The organism is Acinetobacter sp. AOR14_HL, from assembly GCF_027855175.1.
Lineage (GTDB): Bacteria > Pseudomonadota > Gammaproteobacteria > Pseudomonadales > Moraxellaceae > Acinetobacter > Acinetobacter calcoaceticus.
The window spans coordinates 167,213-190,382 of sequence record NZ_JAKTII010000012.1 but is presented as its reverse complement, the minus strand read 5'-3'; the positions used below and the strand labels follow the sequence as shown (position 1 = coordinate 190,382).

The following is a 23,170-nucleotide window of genomic DNA, read 5'->3' as shown; positions in this document are numbered from 1 at the left end:
GGCGCTTAAAGCGCCTTTTTTATTCTTGCTACTTAAGCTGGAATGCTACGCTTTGAAACTGAACGGATTGCTTCTTTTAATGCGTCATAGCCGTGAATTGCAGGGAATTGCGGGAACTCAGCAATTACGTTTGCAGGTGCATCAAACAAGAAACCATGGTCAGCTTCACTCAGCATGGTTGTATCATTATAAGAATCACCCGCAGCAATTACACGGAAATTTAAGCCATGTAATGCCTTAACAGACTCACGTTTTTGATCTGGTTGACGTAGCTTATAAGCTGTAATCATTCCTTCTTCATCTGTCTCTAATTTATGACAGAAAATTGTTGGCCAACCCAATTGCTTCATTAAAGGATGTGCAAACTCATAGAAGGTATCTGACAAGATCACGAGTTGGAAATGAGTACTCACCCACTCAACAAATTCTTTTGCACCTGGTAAAGGCCCCATCTCAGCAATGACTTCTTGAATATCATTTAAGCCTAGACCGTGTTGTTTTAAAATATTAAGACGCTGAGTCATTAAAACATCATAATCCGGAATATCACGAGTTGTAGCCTCGAGTTCTTTAATCCCTGTTTTTTTAGCGAAATTGATCCAGATTTCAGGAACTAAAACCCCTTCAAGATCTAGGCATACGATTTCCATGAATGCTTCCAACGTTGGTTAAAAATTGCTGTATCATACCATTAAGATTTTCAGTTTTGCGTTGTTATTGATCAAATCAATTTTATTCATAAGGATCGAAATTAAAGTGCTAAGCAGTTTATCAACTATCCTTTAGAATATTTTTCATAACTCAATGCGCCCAAGCCTTTTGCCAGGAACACACATGACCGTTATTCCGACTATTGATATCGTAGATGCTCTTGCTGCTGAATATGCAACCAAAAGCCCTCGGGAAATTTTAGAACTTGCCTTAAGCCAACAAGGTGAAATTGCAATTTCTTTTTCGGGAGCAGAAGATGTTGTCTTAATTGATATTGCTTCACGTCTGGGTAAGCCTTTCCGTGTCTTTAGTCTCGACACTGGCCGCCTCCATGCTGAAACGTATCAATTTATTGAAACTGTCCGTAAACACTACAATATTAATATCGAAATCTGCTTTCCTGAATCTGAAGCTGTTCAAAACATGGTAAACGAAAAAGGTTTATTCAGCTTTTTTACAGATGGGCATCAGGAATGTTGTGGTATCCGAAAAGTTCAGCCTTTACGTAAAAAACTTGCAACGTTAGATGGCTGGATTACTGGCCAACGTAAAGACCAAAGCCCTGGTACACGCACAGAAATTCCCGTGGTACAAGCTGATGCGGGTTTTTCTGGTCCAGATAAGCAACTTATTAAATATAATCCTCTAGCGAATTGGACAAGTGCCGAAGTATGGAGTTACATCCGTATGATGGAAATTCCATATAACCCTCTACACGAACGTGGTTTTGTTTCTATTGGTTGTGAACCATGTACACGAGCTGTATTACCGAACCAACATGAACGTGAAGGACGCTGGTGGTGGGAAGAAGCGACTCAAAAAGAGTGCGGATTACATGCAGGCAACATGAAAAAGTAATTTGATATCAAAAAACCACTGGCAAATCAGTGGTTTTTTTTATGTCATGTTACGTACACAAAGTCATATTTTCTCTACTCTAAACGCTATATACTTAATTTTACGGTTCTATAATTCTAATAAGAGCTCAGATAAGGGCTTCTTAGAAAAATGCATGAGGCACAATGATTTATGCGTCCATTACACCCAATTGATTTCATTTTTCTGTCACTTGAAAAAAGACAGCAACCCATGCATGTCGGTGGATTATTTTTATTTGAAATTCCTGAAAATGCACCTGAAACCTTTGTACATAATTTAGTAGAAGATATTAAACGCTCAAAAAGCATTCCTATTCCTCCCTTCAATAACCGTTTAAATGGTCTATTTTGGGATGAAGATGAAGAGTTCGATATCGATCATCACTTTCGTCACATTGCTTTGCCTCATCCTGGGCGCATTCGTGAACTTCTAGTTTATATCTCGCAACAACACAGCTCATTAATTGACCGTGCCAAGCCGCTTTGGACCTGTGACATTATTGAAGGAATCGAAGGCAACCGTTTTGCCATGTATTTTAAAATCCATCATGCAATGGTTGATGGCGTTGCCGGTATGCGTTTGATCGAGAAATCACTTTCAAAGACACCTGAAGAGAAACACGTGGTTCCTTTATGGTGTGTTGAGAGCAAAAGAACTAAACGCCTAAAAGTGCCTACTCCAAGTACAAGTAAAATTAAGAGTATTTTAGGAGGCATTAAGTCTCAACTGGATATAGCTCCTAAAGTCATGCAAGAGTTATCTCAGACTCTATTTAAAGAAATGGGCAAAAATCCTGATTATGTTTCTACCTTTCAGGCGCCAATTTCAATTTTGAACCAAAGAGTAAGTGCTTCACGTCGTTTTGCTGCCCAATCCTTTGAATTGAGCCGCCTTAGAAAAATTTCAAAAGCATTAAGCGTAACGATTAACGATGTTGTGCTAGCAGTATGTTCTGGTGCTTTACGTGAATATTTGATTAGTCAAAATAGCTTACCTAAAAAGCCACTTATTGCCATGGTTCCAGCTTCATTACGCACAGATGATTCTGATATGAGTAACCGGATTACTATGATTCTGGCAAATTTAGGGACTCATAAAGACCAACCGTTAGAACGTCTAGAAATTATTCGTCGCAGCATGCAGAATTCAAAGCAACGCTTTAGCCGTATGACTGCTAATGAAATTTTAAACTATAGCGCGGTTGTTTATGGTCCAGCAGGATTAAACATCATGTCAGGAATGCTTCCTAAGCGTCAGGCGTTCAATTTAGTGATTTCCAATGTACCAGGGCCACGTGAACCACTTTATTGGAATGGCGCGAAATTAGATGCTCTCTACCCTGCTTCGATTGTCATGGATGGACAAGCTTTAAATATTACCATGACCAGTTATTTAGATAAGCTTGAAGTGGGATTAACGGCTTGTCGAAATGCTTTACCAAAAATGCAAAATCTTTTGACTCATTTAGAAGATGAGATTCAACGTTTTGAAGAAATTATTGCAGAGAAGCAGCTGAAACATCATTCAGCAAGTTAGAAAAGTTAAGGGGCTTTGAATTGGCCCCTTATTTTTTGATTGTGCGGCACTGGTTAAGCAACTGATGACATACTGAACGAATCATTGCAGTTGTGATCGGTACTTCTTTACCTTGGTCATTCAACATATAGCAGCTATTTACTGGCGTGCTTTCTAAAACATGTTTAAGACCGTTGCTAATTAAGTTTTCACTTACATTCATGGGTTATACCTCTTATTGTTTGCTAAGACGTTAAATAGGGAGAACGTCTAGGGCTACTGTATGTAAGTAGTATTTAAAATTCATGAATGAAAGTAAAATTTCAGTTGTAACAAGGATTAAGCGATATCTTGTTACAACTTTAACTTAAAATGATATCGTATTGCTCTTGCGTATATAAATTTTCGACCTGAAATTTAATGACACGGTTAATAAAATGCTCTAAATCAGCCACTGCGGGTGCTTCTGCTGTTAATAATCGGTCAATCACAGAAGGGTGAGCAACAACAGTAAAGCCACTCGTTGACTCAAATGCGCGGGTATATCGTAATATCTCACGAAATATTTCGTAACACACTGTCTCTGCTGTTTTGACAAAACCACGTCCTTGGCACGTTGGACACGACTCACACAGCAAATGTTCTAACGATTCACGTGTTCGTTTACGAGTCATTTCGACCAGACCAAGTTCTGATACCTGAGTGATTTTGGTCTTGGCGTGATCACGCTCAAGCATTTTTTCAAACTGACGCATCACCTCTTCACGGTGAGTTGCCTCTTGCATGTCAATAAAATCAATAATGAGAATACCACCCAAATTACGCAGTCTAAGTTGACGTGCAATGACTTGAGTCGCTTCCATATTGGTTTTAAAAACGGTGTCTTCAAGACTACGACCGCCAACATATGAGCCAGTATTAACGTCAATTGTCGTCATGGCTTCAGTCTGGTCGATCATTAGATAACCACCCGATTTCAAAGCAACACGTGTTTGAAGGGCTTTCTGGATGTCTTCTTCGACGTTATAGAGATCAAATAACGGTCGCTCACCAGGATAATGAATGAGTCGACTTTGCATATTCGGAACAAACTCTTCAACAAACTCAAGAAGCTTGGCATGAATTTCTCTCGAATCGACATAAATCTTTGCAGTTTCTTCGCTTGCTAAATCTCGAATAATACGCTGAGGTAATGGAAGCTCTTCAAAAATTAAGGAAGGAACTGCAACATCAATCTGCTTACGTTGGATGTATTCCCATAATTTACTCAGATAGCACATATCCCGTGCAATTTCTGCCTCATCCACACCTTCGGCTGCTGTACGTACAATCACACTACCCGGCAGATTATGTTCAGATTGAATACTTTCGATAATATTACGTAGTCGCTCTCGCTCTTCTTCAGACTCAATACGCTGCGATACGCCAATATGGTTACCATATGGCATAAGAACCAGATAACGAGAAGGAATTGAAAGATCTGTACTCAGACGCGCCCCTTTCGTTCCTAACATATCTTTCATGACTTGAACGGTCAGGGTTTGACCGGGATGTAAGAGTTCAAAAACGTTTGGGGTGGGCTGTGAACGAGGCCAAACCATATCATTAATATGTAAAAAGGCTGTTCGGGATAAACCGATATCAACAAAAGCAGCTTGCATGCCCGGAAGCACTCGCACGACTTTACCCTTGTAAATATTGCCGACTAGACCGCGTTTGACTGTACGCTCGACATACAGCTCATTAACAGTTCCATTTTCGATTAATGCCACCCGACACTCCATAGGCGTGACATTAATAAGTAATTCTTCTGACATACATAAACTCAAAGCATTATAAAATTTTTATTAAAGAGTCAGAGAAGCTGTTAACTTTAACTTTGTCTAATGTTCTTCGACAATGCTATTCAATTAAGAATGATAACAACCCCTTATGTCTTTACTCTTTTTAATAACTGTGCAAATTCGTATAAAGGAAGTCCTACCACATTACTATAACTTCCTTGAATTTGGGGAATATATTGAGAAGCAATCCCTTGAATTGCATATCCACCGGCCTTCCCAACAGGCTCTCCTGTGGTCCAATAATCTTCCATATCTTTCGTAGTCAGATGTTGGAACTCAACTTGTGTCTGTACAACCTGACTCAACATTTGTTGTTGAGTAGCAACACATATTCCAGAAAACACGTCATGCCAACGCCCAGATAATTGTTCCCATATTTCAAAAGCATGGCTTTTCGATTCAGGCTTACCAATTATTTGGCCATCCAGCCCTAGACTTGTATCGGCAGCAATAACAATTGCTTCTGGAAAAAGTTTTAATACAGCTTGCGCTTTTTCTCTAGCTAAACGTTCAACATACTGATGAACGAGTTCATTCTCATGAACAGATTCGTCAATATCAGGGCTATAGATTTCAAAATCCAAACCCAGTTGTTGCAACAACTCCTTCCGACGAGGAGAGCTAGATGCTAAAACTATATTCGCCATTTTGCCAAACAATAATAGACGATTGGCCAAGTGATGATACTTGTCATTAATGGTTGCCAGTGTCTAGCAATCGAAAAATGAATTCCACCCATAGTCTGGGTTACCCACATAAACGCTAAATGAGCAATAATGACCAGAGTTGCAATCGTCCATAAATTACCAAAGGTTAAGATACGGCGTTCACGAATTAAAAAACGGGTAAGAAAAGTCATAATTACAAAACTTAGGGCATTGAGGCCCAAAGGTGCATCAAGCAATAAGTCTGTAAAAATCCCCATTCCAAATGCAAACCAGACCCCACACCACGTTGGCTGACATACCACCCAAAACAGCATAATCATCAACATGAATAATGGACGCCAACCTGAAATATCGTAGGACAGCGGGTAAACCATGAGCACAGAACCCACGATAACGGAGATAATAATCCCCCATAATGGATCTTTGCGCTTTTCTCGTTTCAGTTTAGCGATTGGCATATGGCTGCTCCTTTGCTAATGAATCCGAAAAAAGTACAACTACATGGTGTCCTGTTGCTAATTGCGCTGCTGGTGTTACATCAATTTCCGCAAACTCACCTGAGTTATGACGTTTGATTTTGGCAACCGTACCTACTGCATACCCTGCTGGGAAATGTTCACCCAAACCTGAGCTAAACACTTTATCGCCCACTTGAATATTCGCACTAGTCGGCACATATTCCATTTTCAAACGACCCAAATCACCTGTACCAGAAACAATCGCTCGCATTCCAGTGCGTTCAAGACGTACCGAAAGTGAGTGTTCTTTATCTGATAACAACATTACACGTGAGCTATGAGGATATACATTAATGATCTGCCCCATAATCCCCTTATCATCCAGAACCGTTTGACCGACCTTTAAATGGTCCATAGAGCCACGGTTAACAATGATGATATGACGTAATGGGTCTGCATCTGTCCCGATCACTTCGGCAATTTCCATACGTCCATCAATAATTAATGGAGTATCAAGGAGACCTCGCAAACGGGTATTTTCAGCAGATAGTTCAGAAAGCTTCTGTAAGCGGACTTGAGCTTGTAAAAGCTCAGCCTGCATCGCAGTATTTTCACGACGCAGTTGTGCTTCAGATTTTGTTTGCTGATTCAGCCATTCTCTCGACAGTACTGGATAACTGGCCAATGCATAAATTGGGTTATATGCAGCGTACAAGACATCCCTTGCTGGCTGAATCACATACGGCATGCGCCAATCAAAAAATAGCACAACCAAGCATGTAATGACCGCAATAATAAACGAGCGGAAAGATGGCGGCTGTCTTGAAAAAATATTCGGTTGCACCGCCTAATCCTTAAACTTAACCAACAAAAAGCATGTCATGGTTCGGATTGTCAAAGAACTCCAATACTTTACCACCACCACGGGTAACACAAGTAAGAGGATCTTCAGCAACCACAACTGGTAAACCAGTTTCTTGAGCTAACAATTTATCGAGGTTACGAAGTAACGCACCACCACCTGTCAATACAATACCACGCTCGGCGATATCAGAAGAAAGCTCTGGAGGAGTTTGCTCAAGTGCTGATTTTACTGCGCTTACAATGTTTTGTAACGGATCAGAGATTGCTTGAGTAATTTCGTCAGAAGTTACAGTAATCGCACGAGGTACACCTTCTGCAAGGTTACGGCCACGTACTTCGATTTCTAATGTTGTGCCATCAGAAACAGCCATACCTACTTCTTTTTTAATAATTTCTGCTGTGGTTTCACCAATCACGCAACCATGAGCTTTACGAACATAATTGATAATTTGCTCATCAAAAACATCACCACCGATGCGTAAAGAGTCAGCATAGACACAACCTTGCAATGAAATAATTGCAATTTCTGTTGTACCACCACCAACATCCACAACCATAGAACCACACGCTTGTTCAACTGGCATACCTGCGCCAATTGCAGCAGCCATAGGCTCTTCAATCAAACGAACATCACGTGCACCAGCATTAAATACTGCTTCACGAATCGCACGACGCTCGACCAAAGTTGATTTACATGGTACACATACAACCACACGAGGTGCAGGTGGGAACAAACGTTTTTCGTGAACTTTACCAATAAACTGATTTAACATGGTTTCAGTCACTTCAAAATCCGCAATTACACCGTCTTTCATTGGACGAATTGCAGAAATATTCGCAGGTGTACGGCCTAACATTTGTTTCGCGTCCAGCCCTACTGCAGCAACAATTTTTTGTGAACCACTGTGACGAATTGCCACAACTGTTGGTTCATTTAATATAATGCCGCGGCCTGGTGCATAAATAAGTGTATTTGCTGTACCTAAATCAATGGCTAGATCCGGCGAAAACAAGCCAATTAGTCGTTTTAGAATCACGGTTCGTTCTCAGTTAAACTTTCATGTGGATGCAAGGTGGCAACTTTAAACTAAATGTGATGATTTGAACAAGTCAATCGCTTATTATAACGCACGATATTTTGAAAATTTTTAATACTGATTAGGTGATGTTATGTCTACATCGGATGCACAGCATTCAGCAGATTTAAATGCACAAACAGTTTCAGCAATCGCCAATCTTGCTCGATTGTCGCTCAATGATACGCAATCTGCTGAATATGCTCAAAGTCTAAATAAAATTTTAGGCATGATGGAAACCTTAAAAGGCATTGATACTGAAGGCGTAGAACCTTTAAAGAGTCCTTTTGATAATCCTCAACCTTTACGTGCTGATGTGGTAACTGAAAGCAATCATCGAGATGAGTACCAAGCAGTTGCACCAGCAACTCAAGATGGTTTGTATCTTGTTCCTCGCGTGATTGAATAACTTTCACTCAATTAACCCATCTTCCCTATTTTGAATGTAAAGAAATTTTAATCATGACTGATTTACATCGCTTATCAATTCGTGAACTTGCTGAGGGCTTAAGCCAAGCGAAGTTTTCATCTCGCGAACTGACTGAACATTATTTGCAACGTATTGCGAAACTCGATTCACAAGTTAAAAGCTATGTGACGGTTACACCTGAACAAGCGCTTGCAGAAGCCGATGCTGCCGATGCTGCATTAAAAGCGGGTAATGCAACAGCTTTAACGGGTATTCCTCTTGCTCATAAAGATATCTTTTGTACCAAAGGCATTAAAACGACTGCTGGTTCAAAAATTCTTGATAACTTTATCTCTCCTTACGATGCAACGGTTGTTGAAAAAACGAAAGCTGCTGGTCTAGTCACTTTAGGTAAAGTGAACATGGACGAGTTTGCGATGGGTTCAACTTCAGAAAGCTCGTATGTTGGTGCAACCAGCAACCCATGGGCGCTTGACCATGTTCCTGGTGGCTCATCAGGTGGTTCTGCTGCGGCTGTAGCGGCTGATTTAGCGCCTTTCGCTACAGGTACTGATACAGGTGGTTCAATTCGCCAACCTGCTTCTTTTTGTGGCTTAACAGGCTTAAAACCAACCTATGGTCGTGTATCTCGCTTCGGTATCATTGCTTACGCATCATCTTTAGACCAAGCAGGTCCAATGGCACGCTCTGCTGAAGACTGTGCTTACCTGATGAATGTAATTGCAGGCCATGATGCAAAAGACTCGACTTCGGTTAAAAAAGAAGTTGATGACTACGTTGCAAATTTAAATGGCACATCTGTAAAAGGCTTACGTATTGGTATTCCTAAACAGTACTTTAACGTTGCAGGTTTAGACGCAGACGTAAAAGCACGCGTTGAAGAGTCTTTGAAAAAGCTTGAAGAAATGGGCGCAACTCTTGTTGAGATTGATCTCAATATGACTGAAGCTTATGTACCAACGTATTACCTCATCGCACCAGCAGAAGCGTCTTCTAACTTGTCTCGTTACGATGGTGTTCGCTATGGCTACCGTTGTGAAAACCCAGCTGACCTGATGGATCTTTACAAGCGTTCACGTTCAGAAGGTTTTGGTCCAGAAGTACAACGTCGTATCTTAATTGGTACCTATGCGCTTTCTGCTGGTTATTACGATGCTTACTATGTGAAAGCACAAAAAGTACGTCGTTTAATTCAACAAGACTTCTTAAAAGCATTTGAAAATGTAGATGTGATTGCTGCACCTTCTGCACCAACAACTGCTTATAAAATTGGTGCAAACTTAAGTCCAACTGAAATGTATTTAGGCGATATCTATACACTTGCAGTGAACTTAGCGGGCTTACCAGCGATTAATGCTCCTGTTGGTTTTGACAAAGACAGCTTGCCTGTCGGCTTACAGTTAATTGGTAACTATTGGTCAGAATCACAATTGTTGTCAATTGTTCATCAATATCAACAAAACACTGACTGGCACACCAAACGTGCGGCAATTGCTGAGGAGAATGCATAATGGCTGAAGCTCAAAAGTTGAAATTGATTGACGGTTGGGAAGTCGTTATTGGTATCGAAATCCACACTCAGCTTGCAACCAATTCTAAAATTTTCTCTGGTTCATCGACTGAATTTGGTCAAGACCCAAACACACAAGCAAGCCTTGTAGACTTGGCAATGCCGGGTGTTTTACCTGTTCTCAATGAAAAAGTGGTTGATCTTGCAATTCGCTTTGGTTTAGGTATCGATGCATACATCGACCAAGCTTCTGTATTTGCACGTAAAAACTACTTCTACCCAGACTCGCCAAAAGGCTACCAAATTAGCCAGATGGACAATCCGATTGTTGGCTTAGGCCACATCGACATTCAACTTGAAGATGGCACGACTAAACGTATTGGTGTAACTCGTGCTCACCTTGAAGAAGATGCGGGTAAATCGATTCATGACCAGTTTGAAGGCATGTCTGGCATTGACTTAAACCGTGCCGGTACACCATTACTTGAAATCGTGTCTGAACCTGACATGCGCTCGGTTGAAGAAGCTGTGGCATATATCAAATCAATTCACACACTTGTGCGTTGGTTAGGTATTTCCGACGGTAACATGGCTGAAGGTTCATTCCGTGCAGACTGTAACGTGTCTTTACGTCGTCCGGGACAGCCATTTGGTACACGCTGTGAGTTGAAAAACCTCAACTCATTCCGTTTCATCGAGCAAGCGATCAATGTTGAAATTGAACGCCAAATGGAAATTTTGGAATACGGCGGAAGCATCGACCAAGAAACACGTTTGTTCGATCCAAACAAAATGGAAACGCGTTCAATGCGTTCTAAAGAAGAAGCGAATGACTACCGTTACTTCCCAGATCCAGACTTGTTACCAGTGATTATTGCAGATGAGCAAATTGAAGCTGCTCGTGCTGCGCTTCCAGAGCTACCTGCTGCACGCCGCGCACGCTTTATCGCAGACTTTGGTGTAACTGAGTACGATGCACATGTACTTACGCTCTCACGCGAAATGGCGGACTTCTATGAGGCTGTTGTGGCTGCTGCGGGCGGTGCTGCACAAGGTAAAGTATCTGCAAACTGGGTAATGGGCGAATTCTCAGGCGCGTTAAACAAAGCAAACCTAGATTTGGCAGACTCTCCTGTTTCTGCTGAACAGCTTGGTGGCATGATTGCACGTATTATTGACAACACCATTAGCGGTAAGATTGCAAAACAAGTCTTTGGCTTTATGTGGGAATCGGAAGGTAAATCTGCTGATGACATTATTGCGGAAAAAGGCTTAAAGCAAGAAACTGACACTGGTGCGATTGAAGCAATCATTAAAGAAGTACTTGCAGCCAATGAAAAAATGGTTGAAGAGTACAAGTCTGGTAAAGAAAAAGCCTTTAATGGTCTTGTAGGTCAAGTCATGAAAGCATCTAAGGGTAAAGCCAACCCTGCTCAAGTGAATGAATTAATGAAGAAATTGATTGGTTAAGCTAATTCAATTTTTAGAAAAACCCGCTTTAGAGCGGGTTTTTATCTATTTAAAAATGCAATCAATCCAAAATAATTTTTAAGCTAAAACCATGCTGATAGGTTCCCCATGATAAATAAATTACTTATTACGACTTCTTTATTATTAATAAACTCGACACTTTTTGCTCAAACTGTTCCAGTTCCAAAGAATGAAGTAGCATCTATTTTTAAAGCTGCAAATTTCAAAAAAACAAAAAATGGCTGGGCAGGAAATTGCAATCAGGGTGAAATTATCATTTATAACGATTTAAATGGTGATGGCCGTAAAGATGCCGTTATTCAAGATAGTAGCAGTATGTGCTATGGGAATACTGGCGTTGGCTACCATATTATTTCACAACAAAAAAATGGTAAATGGAAACAACTATTTAGTAACTCTGGCATACCCACCTTTTTGAAAACTAAAGGCAAAGATGGTTGGCTTGATATTGAAAATGGGGGGCCAGGCTTCTGTTTTGCTATTTATCGATGGAATGGTAAAGAGTACATCGTCAACCGTTATGAATATGAAGGTAAAGCTTGCGAGTTATAAAAAACAGACCTGATAAAATTAAAAAGTCTCGATTTATCGGGGCTTTTTTAAATCACTTATGAAATATCCTTCGACTAAAGAATGCACTTTTTTCTAAAAAATGACACAGTGACTGTGCTAATTTAAATTAAGAATTTAGATAACTTATATTTTAAAAAGAGAGATAAATCATGTCTAAAAAGATTTTAATGTTGGTCGGTGACTACGCTGAAGACTATGAAACTATGGTTCCTTTTCAGTTTTTAACTGGTTTAGGTTATACCGTGCATGCTGTTTGCCCAAATAAAAAAAACGGCGACCATATTGCTACTGCTATTCATGACTTTGAAGGTGACCAAACCTATAGCGAAAAACGCGGTCACAATTTTGCCATTAACTATGATTTTGAGATAGTTAATACTGAAGACTATGTAGGCTTAGTCATTCCGGGTGGTCGTGCACCAGAATATTTACGCATGAATGAACGTGTTATCGAAATTGTGCGTGAGTTTGATCGAGTGAAAAAACCAATTGCAGCGGTATGTCACGGCGCTCAGTTACTCGCTGCGGCAGATGTATTACAAGGTCGCCTCTGCTCAGCTTATCCAGCATGTGCTGCCGAAGTAAAATTGGCAGGTGGGCAATATGCAGATATTGCTGTGACCGAAGCTGTTACAGATGGACATTTGGTGACTGCACCAGCTTGGCCTGCACATCCTGCTTGGTTAGCTCAGTTTGTGAAAGTTTTAGGTGCGACGATTAGTATTTAGAGAAGTAAAGCATCAAATGAAATCTGTACAAGATAGCTTGATCTTGTACAGACAAATTTTATTCTATATTCAGTGAACATATTCCTAGTTGAGCCCTTCAAGCTGCGCATCGCACCCAGCCCACTCATTTATATTACGTAAATACTTTAATGGTTTAAGCTCAATTCTTTCACCATTAGACAAAATTTCTTGAACCTCCAAAGAACATTGAGCACCACCTTTATGATCAAGCAGTTCATAGTTCTTGTTTGAAGCAAACTTATAAATGGCATCTACACTACAACCACGTAATTCTGCACCTGTGTGATAACTTTTATATGCACTTAAAGCAATAAAACGTTCTGCTGGTATTTTAAATTCAGCAAATTGTTCGTTTTTAGGTGGATAAGGCATATTTAACGTTTTAGGTTTGTAGCGAATGTCACCACCTAATGCACCAATACTTTCAACTTCTGGTGACATCAAAAACTTGGGTTGCATCGAGGTCATACATCCATTTGGATATAATCTCACACTGAAATTTTGACCTTGTTGTATACGAATATTACTTGCTAAATTCGCTGTTGAATCTTGATATAATTTATGGCCTATTAGTTTTTTTGATTGGTTCACAACACCAGCAGTGCACCCTGCAAGCAGGGTAGCTAAAAGAATAATCAATATTTTTTTCATAGGTTTATAAGAATGAACTAAAATTTGATGCAAATTTTAACAAACAGCATTACTTATACAAGGTATACGCACTGCTATTTTTTAATTTTCTCTATTTCAAATTACTCCCCTCTTAACATCCCCAACTTATTCCAAATCTCTGGTGTTAAAAATGTCGTCACCAATTTATTTAAGTCGATATAACGCAATGTGCCCTGCAATTGTTGTTTAACCGCTGGGTCTTTAACAATATCTTCGCCAGCACTTTGACCTAACTGCTGAAAAGCCTCTCCAACAGCCTTAACACCTTCCGCTTGAATCACAGCTTTAGTTTGGGCAGAACACTGCTCTACAATCACCCGCTGTAAAACCTGTGCCAGTTTTTGATCTAACTGATCTTTTTGCTCGGGTGTTACATTACTAAATGCTTTTAAGTCTGGATGGGCAGCTAAAGCCGTAAATGTCCATTGAAGTACAGTGGTCTTGTCTGAAGTGGTTGTGGCCTTAACTAAACAGTCACTCAACTGATCGACCGTTGGGCCAGCCATCGCAATTTGTGTTGTACCCAGTACAGCAACAGCCATACAAACTGAACGGCTCAAATGTGAAAACTTACGGCAGGCAATCGCATAAACATGACGTGACATAGGTCTAGCTCCAATAAACAATCTGTTCTTTGTATCACAGAGCGAGTAGTGTTACCTGTTATGACTCTGTAAATCGTCTACTTCTTCAAATTTATCAACTGATTTAATCCTTAACCCATTCCGGCATAATTCCATGCTTCTGGAATATTTGGCTGTTCTGGTGCTTTATTTAAGTCAATATTTAAGTTTCTACTGCCCTTATATGATTTCTCACCTGAATCTGAGGCTGGTGATACACCTAAACTATAACGATAGCGAAATTGCCACAATAACGGTTTGATTGGACGAATATCCAGATTTAAAGAATCCTCATCATGACAATTTCCTTTGGAACTTTCATAGTCTTGCTCAGAAAAACAGGCTCTGATCATCCGACTAAAACTAAATGGATAGTTCGCAATAAACTGGTGGGTCTTTCCAGAATCAGTTAACTCATAAAAAGTAGCACGCTCAATATTTGCACCGCCTCCTGAATACATTTCAGAAAATGAGTCGATTACAGCAATGGCATAATGGTTTTGCGTCATAGGAAAAAGCTTGGGAAAAATAAATTGCCCATCAGATGTACCCTCCTTTTGATTAGAAAGATCTACATGCCACTGTCTCAATACTTTGAGCCCCGCCGCAGAGTGATTAAATTGAATAATATCGCCACCTGACAAAAGCCATAACTTCTGATCTGCTGTTTTTAAAACCCGCCATTGATCAGGATGCTCACAAATATTTTTAACTTGTATACAAACTTGGTCCTGCTCATTTTGGCTTAATTGTGTTTTTTTAAACTCTAAAATATCTAAAGTTGCAGCAAAAGTAGGATTAGCAAAACATGCAAACATTCCAGCTACAACCAAGAAAGCTATCTCTATTTTCCTTTTAATCATTTATTCTTTTCCTAAAAATATTTTTAGTCGACCACTAAGCTATTTGACAATAGACTCAATTTTATCAAGCTCCCACACACCCCCTGCTGCCAAGCCTTTGCACATGCCTGTCCACATATCTTTCGTATGTATAAACTTTTGACCATCCCACACCCATTCTTCACTCGCCCAGCAATCTCCAACACCTCTTCCCTTTTGAGCACTGCTAATAATGCCACTATCAAAATCAGATGCTGTCTCAGTTACAAATGTTGCTTTACCAGTCAAAGACTCATCAAGTACCCAAGCACCATGCCCTTCGTTATAGGCACCTCTCCAACATAGAGTGGTCGCCAGAACTTTCTTATTGGTCAGTTTATACAACTCGATTTTTTGTGGTTCAGCTCCATCACTACCACCATAGATTCCTTCACAAAATCCTTCTTCTTTTGGGTTCGTTTGAGCTGACATTAAACTATGATAAACAGATTGATACGACTTACTTTTTGGTTGCAACGTCAAATATGGCTTAGCCGCTGTTTTGACATGCTTTACAATTAATTTGGGTTGGGCTGCCAACACTTTTGATTCATTAGCTGGCCCTTTTTTGACCAAAGCACCAACAGTTCCGATACGCTTCTGAAAATCATCCATTTTTAGCAACACAGCAGTCATTCCTGCATCGGAAATCGTCCATTCATGCTGCGCATTTTTAAATATAATTTCAGTTTTCTGCTTTGACTGCTGGAGTAAAGCGTTGACCTGTGAGTTATTCAGTTTCCCCATTAATGGCAGCTCGACACCATCCACAGTGACAGTGCCTAAATCTTTGCCATTCACATAAAAGTGGATATTTTTAAGCTGACTTGCAGGCAAGCTTTGCTCATAGTCTGATAAAGCAAATTCAGCTTGTATAGCTTGCTTTGGGCCTGCTTTACGTACTAATAGCAGCGACGCTGGATTATCACCATTTTCTTCATTTTGATAACCTGCCGCCTTACAAGTTCCAGTATTGCTACAAGAGACTTCCCACTCTTGGTGTGAAAATGAAATGCCTTTTATGTCTTGAGCAAAACCATAAGAACTCATGGCTGATAAACAGCAAATTGAAAGCATTTTTTTCATTTTTCATGTCTCTATAGATCTGTTTTTATTATTAAGTTAAAAACAGTATAAAATTTTGGGTTACCGTCTAGTTTAAAAGAATATGCTAGGTTGATATAAAATTTAAATGATTACTTTTTAAAAATGAACAAACTATATTTTTTACTATGTGTCGCGTTAGTGAGTGCAGCTTCAATTACACATGCTGAAGTAAAAAGCTTTACGCCTCATTTCCCAAAGTTTTATAACTCTGCTGCAACCCGAAAAGCAGATAACCAGTTCTACGCTCTAGGAGAAGCAAAATTTTTAAACGGTATTACCGTGCCATTTTATGGTGTTACTGCGCTGAGTCCAACAGATGATGGTTTGCTTAAAGATTTTGAAAAATGCACACTAAAAAATTGCCACTTTAATTTTAAGCTCGATGCTCAACACGCCAAGCAGCTTAAGCTTCTTGCATTACCGGAAACAGGGTTAGTGCTTGTGCCTAGAAATTGGCAAGATGTGCAAGCAAATGCAGGTGCCAACGGTAGTGGTTTTGCTCTAATAATGAGTCCAGATCAAAAACAAGCGATAGAGCTTTATGATTCTTCATTTTGTGTTGGATGTGGATTGCCAAATGCAACGCTCTACTTTCCTGAACTGTTAAAAGAAAGTATTGAAAATGAGTTTGGTGGATATAAAGACCCTAAAAAACTGATCAATATTGTTCATCCCTCTAAGAAAATAGCTTTTTTTAGTTATCAAATTCCCCAAATCAATAATAAAACACATGGTATTGCTAAATATTACGACGAAGACACGTTTAACTATAAAGAGATTCAAGTGACCTTAGATAAATCGCAACAGTCTTTAGTTGGCCCTATTCTCAACTTTTATAACGCAACTCATTAAACCAAAACTCATAAAAAAACCCGCTTTCGCGGGCTTTTTTTTATTTGTGTAGTATCGATTCAAAGGCTTTTAAACGCTTATAAATCGAAAGTAGTTCAATAATTGTTTTCCATGAACTAATTAAATATTGGAAAGATTCACGTACACGTCCAAATACATTTGCAATTTGTTGAATTAAACCTAATGTGAGCTTACCAGCAGCAATTGATGGGAAAAGGACAACCAAGTTATACAAAATATCAAGTTGCCCATACCAAATCGCCGTCATATTAAAATATGCATAGTGAAAATAAAGTCGGAAATAGTTTTTACGTACGTTACTGAATAACTCACGTAAGGTAGCGGGTTTTGCCCGATCTGCATGGTCTTCACCGTAAACCAATTCCTTACGATATGCCGCCTCTACTTTCTGATTATTAAATTGAAGCCCTGGTAACTTTACACCTACTACCATTAATAGGACGGTCCCGAAAATTGACCAGACTATTGCCGCCCATACTAAAGAATGATCTAACCCTCCAATAATGGGTAATGTAGGAACGTATTTAGACAGTTGGAATAAAATAGGTAAAAAAGCAATAAGTGTAATAATTGCCTTTACCAGCTCAACACCCAAATCTTCCAAAATAGTTGCAAAGCGCATCGTGTCTTCTTGTACACGCTGTGAGGCACCTTCAACATGGCGCAGTTGCTCCCAGTGCTCAGTGTAATATTCATTCATTGCTGTACGCCAACGAAATACATAATGGCTGGTAAAAAAAGCATTAATCACGGCCAGAGTTACAGCCACCATTGCAATATAAAGAAACACTAAGGTCTCGCTATAAAGTGCAGAAAGATTTCCCCCACCATTCGAAAGCATTTTTTGAATTAAATCCCAAAATGGCACATACCATGCATTAATCGCAACACTGACCTGAACAGCAAACCAGATATTAAACAAAATAAATGCCGAGCCCCATATAGACCAACGCTGCCATGGATTATTGGAAATAACTTTCCAAAAGCCAGCAAAGAGAGCGGTAGAGACTAAAAACCAAAGATAAAACCATAAAAAAGCAGGTGACCAAAAACGGTTTACACCAACTGGCAATTCAGCTTCAGCATAACCATGAGGAAAGCCTAGATACTCACCCCAGTGATCTCCGCCTGTGTACCAGAGCACCATATTTAACGCGAGCCAAATGACCGCAGATATAAAAAAATATCGTGGTGATGGAAAAAATGATTTGAACATTAAGCGTGCATATCCTTATATTTCTTCAAATTTACAATGAGAAGAATACTAAAACCTAAACCTTAAAATTGTGAAGGGTAAAGTTTAGAGAATTGTCAGTTTTTCTCGTTTGATTGAAGGATTTGATCGTTTTTTTGTAAACTCATCCCTTTTTGGCAATTTAATCCATTTAAATTGCCTTGTATATGACCCTCGATAGAGCCATATACGGCTTTTATAACACAGCAATATCAGAGATTAAATCTCTTCTTTACGAACAATATAACCTTCCAACTGCATTGCCTGAATGAGCAAATCTAGGTCTGAGGCGCTTTTAAGCTCAACGTCAACACTCACAGCACTTTCTTTTGCACGGCTTGTTGCCGCAAAGCGTTCATGGCGTAGTTCATAAATATTACCGCCTTGCTCAGCAATAATTGCGGTTAAACGAGCTAAAGCACCTGGATTATCCGGCAATTCAACACGAATACGAACCATACGCCCTGTACGCGTTAAATGACGTTGCAATACTGAAACCATAACGCGTGTATCAATATTGCCACCAGACAGCACTACACCTAATTTATGGCCTAAAAATAGATCTGGACGAGACATAATCGCAGCAATACCTGTCGCACCCGCCCCTTCACACACTGTTTTTTCAATATTGAGTAACAGCGCAATTGCCTCTTCAATCATGTCTTCAGTGACAACCACAATATCGTCGACATATTCTTTAGCAACTTGAGTCGTAAGCTCACCCGGAGTTTTTACCGCAATACCTTCAGCAACTGTAGAACCCATTGAAACTGCATGCTGATAATTACACAGTAGTTTTGCCATACTTGGGTAAACGACTGACTGCACCCCAATAATTTTAATTTTTGGATTTATAGCTTTAGCAGCAATCGCAATACCTGAAATTAGGCCACCACCACCAATTGGCACAACTAAAATGTCTAGATCAGGTACAGCTGCAAGCATTTCAAGCGCAATGGTTCCTTGACCTGCAATAATTTCTGCATCATCGAATGGGTGGATAATCGTTAAAGATTCTTCTTGTGCAACGCGGTGCATTTCAGCAGCTGCTTCTGAGAAGTCTTGTCCATGTAAAATCACTCGTGCCCCATATTCACGCACTCGCTGTACTTTTACATTAGGTGTAGATTTCGGCATCACGATGGTCGCTGTTACACCTGTGCGCTGAGCATGATAGGCTACACCTTGCGCATGATTGCCTGCCGAAGCTGCAATAACACCGTGTTGTTTTTCTTGGTCAGATAAACACAACAGTTTATTCAGTGCCCCACGCTCTTTAAAAGAAGCTGTAAATTGTAAGTTTTCAAATTTCAGCCACATTTCAGCCCCTAAGGTTTTAGAAATGGTTTCTGAGAAAACAAAAGGAGTTTTTACGACTAAACCTTCCAAACGCTCTGCGGCAGCATGAACATCATCTAATGTTGGAAACCCATTTTTAACCTGTTGCTGTATCATTTATCTAGTCAGCCTCAATACATTACAAATCAATTATTTTTTAAAAATGACATCAATATTTTATATTGGTCATCAGAGTTTTCAGCATATCCAACATGTACCTAATATACAAAAAATTTTATTCCAAAAATTAAGGATTTAAACTCGCATAAAAAAAAGCCCTGCTCAGGCTTTTTATTTAATTTTCAAAACATTAACGTTAAATTATTGGGTTTGTGCGCTCAAGCCATCCGTAGATAGATTTTGTTCAGCTATTTTTTCATCAATTGCAAATTGAATATCGGAAAGTTTGGCATTAGCTGCATCTATGCCGGATTTCATAGTAGCTTCACGACCTTTCACATCAAAAATATGCGCTTTTTCTCTTAAATCTGGCTGAATAACAACATCCGCATATTGTAATTCTTCTGCTGCTAGACGACCTTGCATAATATTAATATTCTGGTTAAACAGCCCCCAGACATTCGAGGTTTCTGTGTAAATAGGCTGAGCTAAAATATCAACGGCAATAATGACATCAGCACCTAAATCGCGTGCGACTTCAACAGGTACAGGGCTCACTAAACCTCCATCGACATATTCAGATTTACCAATTTTAGTCGGTACAAACATGCTTGGAATTGAAGCCGAGGCTCTTACGGCTTGCCCAGTATTGCCATAGTTAAACACAGTTTTAGTGCCATGCTTTAATTCGGTTGCAACCACATACATTGGGATTTTCATTTTTTCGAGTGGCATGTTGTTTACTTGCTCGTTAACGTAGTTTTCTACTTTTTTGCCATCAAAAAAACCTTTTAGCCCGATACTAATATCACGCACATCGCCAGCTTTCATTTTTAATGCAGTATCACGTAATTCAGAAGGACTTTTACCACTTGCATAAAGTGCTCCAACAATACTACCGGCACTGGTACCTACAATAAAATCTGGTCGAATACCATGTTGTTCCAAAACCTCAATGACGCCTATATGAGCATAACCTCGTGCTCCACCGCTACCCAGTACGAGCGCAACAACTGGACGTTTTTGCTGTTTTTTAATTCGTGCAAATGGCTGATCGACAGAGCGAGCATAAGCCTCCGCTGTTTGCGGTTTTAGAGCAGCAGACAGGTGTGTAGTGGTCTGGCATCCTGCCAACACCATAGAGAGTCCGAGAACCCACAATTTAAGCTGTTTCATGGCCTATCTTCGCACTATGAGGTTTAAGTTCGGATTGCAATTTTAGTTGCTAGTCTTGTGAAAAGCTGTATCGAATTTATTTAATTTGTCATGTTTAAAATTTAGACTCAAGTATTTTATCTATCCCCCTATGAAAAAGGCCCCTTATTTATAAGAGGCCTTTTTTAACTTACCAGATATCTGAATCAACTTTTTTCTTCAATTCCGGATACTTATCAATTTTAAACTCAGGCTCTTTAATGCCTTTTTTCAATTGTTCACGGTAGTCTTTCAACAATGTGCGTGCCATTGGTGTTAACAGTACGATTGCAATCAAGTTAATGGTTGCCATGATACCCATAAACAAGTCAGCCATAGACCAAACGAGTGGAACACTACCAATTGCACCGAAGTACACCATCACCAATACAAAAATACGGAAGATGAACATTACTTTCGGATTGTTATTAATAAACTGTACATTACCTTCTGCATAGGCATAGTTACCTAGTACAGCTGAATAACAGAATAAGAATAATAGAACTGCAAGGAAGTCTGAGCCCCAATGCCCAACTTGAGTTTCTAAGGCACGTTGTGTTAATTCAACACCGACAAAACCTGCATCTTGGTAAACGCCAGAGACCAAAATGATGATTGCAGTACTTGTACATACAATGAAAGTATCTACAAATACACCGAGCATTTGTACTAAACCTTGGTTTACAGGATGTTTTACATCAGATGCAGCCGCTGCGTTTGGTGCAGAACCCATACCCGCTTCGTTAGAGAATAAACCACGCTTAATCCCTTGCATCATTGCCATTGACACTGCCGCACCAAAGAAACCACCTGCTGCAGAATTAAAATTGAAAGCTTCAGTCACAATCAGCTTTAAGATATCAGGCAAAATTGCATAGTTACTGATTGCAATATATAGAGCCACAGCTAGGTAAAGACCTGCTTTTAAAGGTACAAACATCTCTGCAAATTTAGCGATACGCTTAATACCACCAAAAATTGCCAATGCCACTAAAACTACAAGAGCAAGGCCAACCCATGAAATTTCTAGATCAACACCACCTAAATGAGCAATAAGATTGGCTTTATCCCAACCCCAAGCATGTGAAGATGCATTAGCAATCGCATTGATTTGAACCGAGTTGAATACAAAACCATATGTAAAGATCAATGCAAGTGCGAAGATCACACCAAAGGTTTTACTACGTAAACCTTGAGTAATATAGTAGGCTGGTCCACCGCGGAACTGTTTGCTCTTGCTATCTCTAACTTTAAATAGCTGAGCAAGTGTAGACTCAATAAAAGCTGAACTCATACCAAGAAGAGCAGTCACCCACATCCAAAACACTGCACCAGGGCCACCGATCGCGATTGCAATTGCCACACCGGCAATATTACCAACACCAACACGGCTCGCAAGCCCCGTTACAAATGCCTGAAAAGGTGTAAGACCATGCTCATCTTCGCCTTCTTTACGACTGCTTTTCATAACTCGGATACTTTGCAAGAACATGCGAATTTGCACAGCTCCTGTTAAGACCGTATAAAAAACACCTACAGCCAGCAAGAAAATAACCAAAAAGTCCCATAAAGGATCATTAAAAAATTTTACCCACGACATCAGTGTGGCATTGAGTTGTTCATTCATACTCGGTCCGCTTACGTTCCTTGCTAATGTGCTAAAAGCACATGCCAAAATACTGCAATAAACAAAAAAGCCCCTAGAAACCGGGACTTTTCAGTAAATTCAAGAAAAAACTTTTAATGTCAATTGAATAGCAATTATCGTCACAAGTTTAAGCAACATCATGCCCAACACTAAGCCTTTGAAGGTTGCAAGAGAGAAAGCGACCTTCAGACAAAATAATATCATTGCACTACTGAAAATTTCCGCTTTTGGAAAAACAGTATGCATCGACTCAGCTACAAACTTGGAAACTAACAAATGACCACCGCTAAATAAACTCGTCTAATGATTCCCATCAATTAAGCGAGTTATACAAAATCTGGATTTAAGCCAATAAGCATATTTACATATACTTTTGAGCAAATGTCTAAACTGGATATAAATTTCAAAGACTGTAACAAGCGATCGCCATAACGCGAATATCTGCGCCCTTTTCTCCATAATCAAAGAAGAGTGCGTTGAGACCTGTACTAAGCTGTTGTATTTTTTGTGGCTCAGTAGCTGCGTGAGTTACGTTCATTTTCATGGTTGCAATGGTAATCGCCAATCCTTGTTTCATGAACTGCTTGTTGATGAGTGGTAGACTCATGTAAAGCTCCTATACCTCGTGTATTTCTCCATTTCTGCACCCAAATCCTTTTTGTAAAGGGAGTTTATTTGCAGCCACTATTTCCTAACGTGAGTATGGAGAAAT

At 39.7% G+C, this 23,170-nt stretch carries 25 protein-coding genes; 8 read left to right on the top strand and 17 right to left on the bottom strand.

Features of this window, described 5'->3' with window-relative positions; translation table 11 throughout:
- Positions 1-32 precede the first annotated feature (32 nt).
- Positions 33-650, bottom strand: coding sequence for a bifunctional phosphoserine phosphatase/homoserine phosphotransferase ThrH (gene thrH / locus MKL38_RS13550; protein WP_270903512.1), 618 nt, complete (start codon positions 648-650; stop codon positions 33-35).
- Between the two features lie 184 nt (positions 651-834).
- Between thrH and MKL38_RS13545 the strand changes: the two genes are divergently transcribed.
- Positions 835-1,569: a phosphoadenylyl-sulfate reductase gene (locus MKL38_RS13545; RefSeq protein WP_004639063.1), complete on the top strand. Its 735-nt coding sequence runs from the start codon at positions 835-837 to the stop codon at positions 1,567-1,569.
- 171 nt (positions 1,570-1,740) lie between these two features.
- Positions 1,741-3,126, top strand: a complete 1,386-nt coding sequence (locus MKL38_RS13540; protein WP_270903511.1) for a WS/DGAT/MGAT family O-acyltransferase — start codon at positions 1,741-1,743, stop codon at positions 3,124-3,126.
- A gap of 28 nt (positions 3,127-3,154) precedes the next feature.
- Here the strand turns inward: MKL38_RS13540 and MKL38_RS13535 are convergent, their stop codons facing one another.
- The 6 genes from MKL38_RS13535 to MKL38_RS13510 form a co-directional block, all read right to left on the bottom strand.
- The gene (locus MKL38_RS13535; RefSeq protein WP_002116397.1) at positions 3,155-3,328 is read right to left on the bottom strand and encodes a PA1571 family protein; all 174 of its coding nucleotides are present in this window, start codon (positions 3,326-3,328) and stop codon (positions 3,155-3,157) included.
- 139 nt (positions 3,329-3,467) lie between these two features.
- Positions 3,468-4,922 (bottom strand): ribonuclease G, encoded by a 1,455-nt coding sequence (gene rng / locus MKL38_RS13530; RefSeq protein WP_005036381.1) that lies wholly within the window; start codon positions 4,920-4,922, stop codon positions 3,468-3,470.
- Between the two features lie 113 nt (positions 4,923-5,035).
- Positions 5,036-5,596 (bottom strand): Maf-like protein, encoded by a 561-nt coding sequence (locus MKL38_RS13525; RefSeq protein WP_270903510.1) that lies wholly within the window; start codon positions 5,594-5,596, stop codon positions 5,036-5,038.
- Positions 5,584-6,075, bottom strand: a complete 492-nt coding sequence (gene mreD / locus MKL38_RS13520; RefSeq protein ID WP_003655328.1) for a rod shape-determining protein MreD — start codon at positions 6,073-6,075, stop codon at positions 5,584-5,586. The genes MKL38_RS13525 and mreD overlap by 13 nt, the downstream gene beginning before the upstream one ends.
- The gene (gene mreC, locus MKL38_RS13515; RefSeq protein ID WP_004639055.1) at positions 6,062-6,919 is read right to left on the bottom strand and encodes a rod shape-determining protein MreC; all 858 of its coding nucleotides are present in this window, start codon (positions 6,917-6,919) and stop codon (positions 6,062-6,064) included. Before mreC ends, mreD begins: the two co-directional genes overlap by 14 nt.
- A gap of 16 nt (positions 6,920-6,935) precedes the next feature.
- On the bottom strand, positions 6,936-7,976 hold the full coding sequence (locus tag MKL38_RS13510) for a rod shape-determining protein (protein ID WP_004789315.1): 1,041 nt from the start codon (positions 7,974-7,976) through the stop codon (positions 6,936-6,938).
- Positions 7,977-8,109: 133 nt separating this feature from the next.
- On the opposite strand from MKL38_RS13510, the gene gatC reads away from it, so the two are divergent.
- The 5 genes from gatC (at position 8,110) to MKL38_RS13485 (ending at position 12,747) form a co-directional block, all read left to right on the top strand.
- The gene (gene gatC / locus MKL38_RS13505) at positions 8,110-8,424 is read left to right on the top strand and encodes an Asp-tRNA(Asn)/Glu-tRNA(Gln) amidotransferase subunit GatC (protein WP_000107699.1); all 315 of its coding nucleotides are present in this window, start codon (positions 8,110-8,112) and stop codon (positions 8,422-8,424) included.
- Positions 8,425-8,477: 53 nt separating this feature from the next.
- The gene (gatA, locus tag MKL38_RS13500) at positions 8,478-9,956 is read left to right on the top strand and encodes an Asp-tRNA(Asn)/Glu-tRNA(Gln) amidotransferase subunit GatA (RefSeq protein WP_017392508.1); all 1,479 of its coding nucleotides are present in this window, start codon (positions 8,478-8,480) and stop codon (positions 9,954-9,956) included.
- Entirely contained in the window at positions 9,956-11,425 is a 1,470-nt protein-coding gene (gatB, locus tag MKL38_RS13495; RefSeq protein WP_017392507.1) for an Asp-tRNA(Asn)/Glu-tRNA(Gln) amidotransferase subunit GatB, read from the top strand. The genes gatA and gatB overlap by 1 nt, the downstream gene beginning before the upstream one ends.
- Positions 11,426-11,533: 108 nt before the next feature.
- Positions 11,534-11,998 carry a hypothetical protein gene (locus tag MKL38_RS13490; RefSeq protein WP_270903509.1) on the top strand — a complete coding sequence of 155 codons (465 nt, stop codon included), beginning with the start codon at positions 11,534-11,536 and terminating at the stop codon, positions 11,996-11,998.
- 170 nt (positions 11,999-12,168) lie between these two features.
- Complete coding sequence (locus MKL38_RS13485) at positions 12,169-12,747, top strand: DJ-1/PfpI family protein (protein WP_270903508.1); 579 nt, start codon at positions 12,169-12,171, stop codon at positions 12,745-12,747.
- 84 nt (positions 12,748-12,831) lie between these two features.
- On the opposite strand, the gene MKL38_RS13480 is transcribed toward MKL38_RS13485, so the two are convergent.
- The 4 genes from MKL38_RS13480 to MKL38_RS13465 all read right to left on the bottom strand — a co-directional run bounded on the left by MKL38_RS13480 (position 12,832) and on the right by MKL38_RS13465 (position 16,030).
- The gene (locus MKL38_RS13480; protein WP_171252348.1) at positions 12,832-13,419 is read right to left on the bottom strand and encodes a hypothetical protein; all 588 of its coding nucleotides are present in this window, start codon (positions 13,417-13,419) and stop codon (positions 12,832-12,834) included.
- A gap of 101 nt (positions 13,420-13,520) precedes the next feature.
- Entirely contained in the window at positions 13,521-14,045 is a 525-nt protein-coding gene (locus MKL38_RS13475; RefSeq protein ID WP_270903507.1) for a hypothetical protein, read from the bottom strand.
- A 110-nt stretch (positions 14,046-14,155) separates the two neighbouring features.
- Positions 14,156-14,926, bottom strand: a complete 771-nt coding sequence (locus tag MKL38_RS13470; protein WP_270903506.1) for a hypothetical protein — start codon at positions 14,924-14,926, stop codon at positions 14,156-14,158.
- A 39-nt stretch (positions 14,927-14,965) separates the two neighbouring features.
- The gene (locus tag MKL38_RS13465) at positions 14,966-16,030 is read right to left on the bottom strand and encodes a DUF1176 domain-containing protein (RefSeq protein ID WP_270903505.1); all 1,065 of its coding nucleotides are present in this window, start codon (positions 16,028-16,030) and stop codon (positions 14,966-14,968) included.
- A gap of 123 nt (positions 16,031-16,153) precedes the next feature.
- On the opposite strand from MKL38_RS13465, the gene MKL38_RS13460 reads away from it, so the two are divergent.
- Positions 16,154-16,903, top strand: coding sequence for a DUF4850 domain-containing protein (locus MKL38_RS13460; RefSeq protein ID WP_270903504.1), 750 nt, complete (start codon positions 16,154-16,156; stop codon positions 16,901-16,903).
- Positions 16,904-16,943: 40 nt separating this feature from the next.
- Here the strand turns inward: MKL38_RS13460 and sbmA are convergent, their stop codons facing one another.
- The 6 genes from sbmA to MKL38_RS13430 all read right to left on the bottom strand — a co-directional run bounded on the left by sbmA (position 16,944) and on the right by MKL38_RS13430 (position 23,065).
- Positions 16,944-18,140, bottom strand: a complete 1,197-nt coding sequence (gene sbmA, locus MKL38_RS13455) for a peptide antibiotic transporter SbmA (protein WP_270903503.1) — start codon at positions 18,138-18,140, stop codon at positions 16,944-16,946.
- A 237-nt stretch (positions 18,141-18,377) separates the two neighbouring features.
- On the bottom strand, positions 18,378-19,613 hold the full coding sequence (locus MKL38_RS13450) for a threonine ammonia-lyase (RefSeq protein WP_045435365.1): 1,236 nt from the start codon (positions 19,611-19,613) through the stop codon (positions 18,378-18,380).
- A gap of 204 nt (positions 19,614-19,817) precedes the next feature.
- Positions 19,818-20,792 carry a patatin-like phospholipase family protein gene (locus tag MKL38_RS13445; protein WP_003655311.1) on the bottom strand — a complete coding sequence of 325 codons (975 nt, stop codon included), beginning with the start codon at positions 20,790-20,792 and terminating at the stop codon, positions 19,818-19,820.
- 169 nt (positions 20,793-20,961) lie between these two features.
- The gene (locus MKL38_RS13440) at positions 20,962-22,437 is read right to left on the bottom strand and encodes an alanine/glycine:cation symporter family protein (protein WP_231762617.1); all 1,476 of its coding nucleotides are present in this window, start codon (positions 22,435-22,437) and stop codon (positions 20,962-20,964) included.
- Between the two features lie 99 nt (positions 22,438-22,536).
- Complete coding sequence (locus tag MKL38_RS13435; RefSeq protein WP_231763349.1) at positions 22,537-22,677, bottom strand: hypothetical protein; 141 nt, start codon at positions 22,675-22,677, stop codon at positions 22,537-22,539.
- Positions 22,678-22,861: 184 nt separating this feature from the next.
- Positions 22,862-23,065 (bottom strand): hypothetical protein, encoded by a 204-nt coding sequence (locus MKL38_RS13430; protein ID WP_270903502.1) that lies wholly within the window; start codon positions 23,063-23,065, stop codon positions 22,862-22,864.
- Between the last annotated feature and the right edge of the window lie 105 nt (positions 23,066-23,170).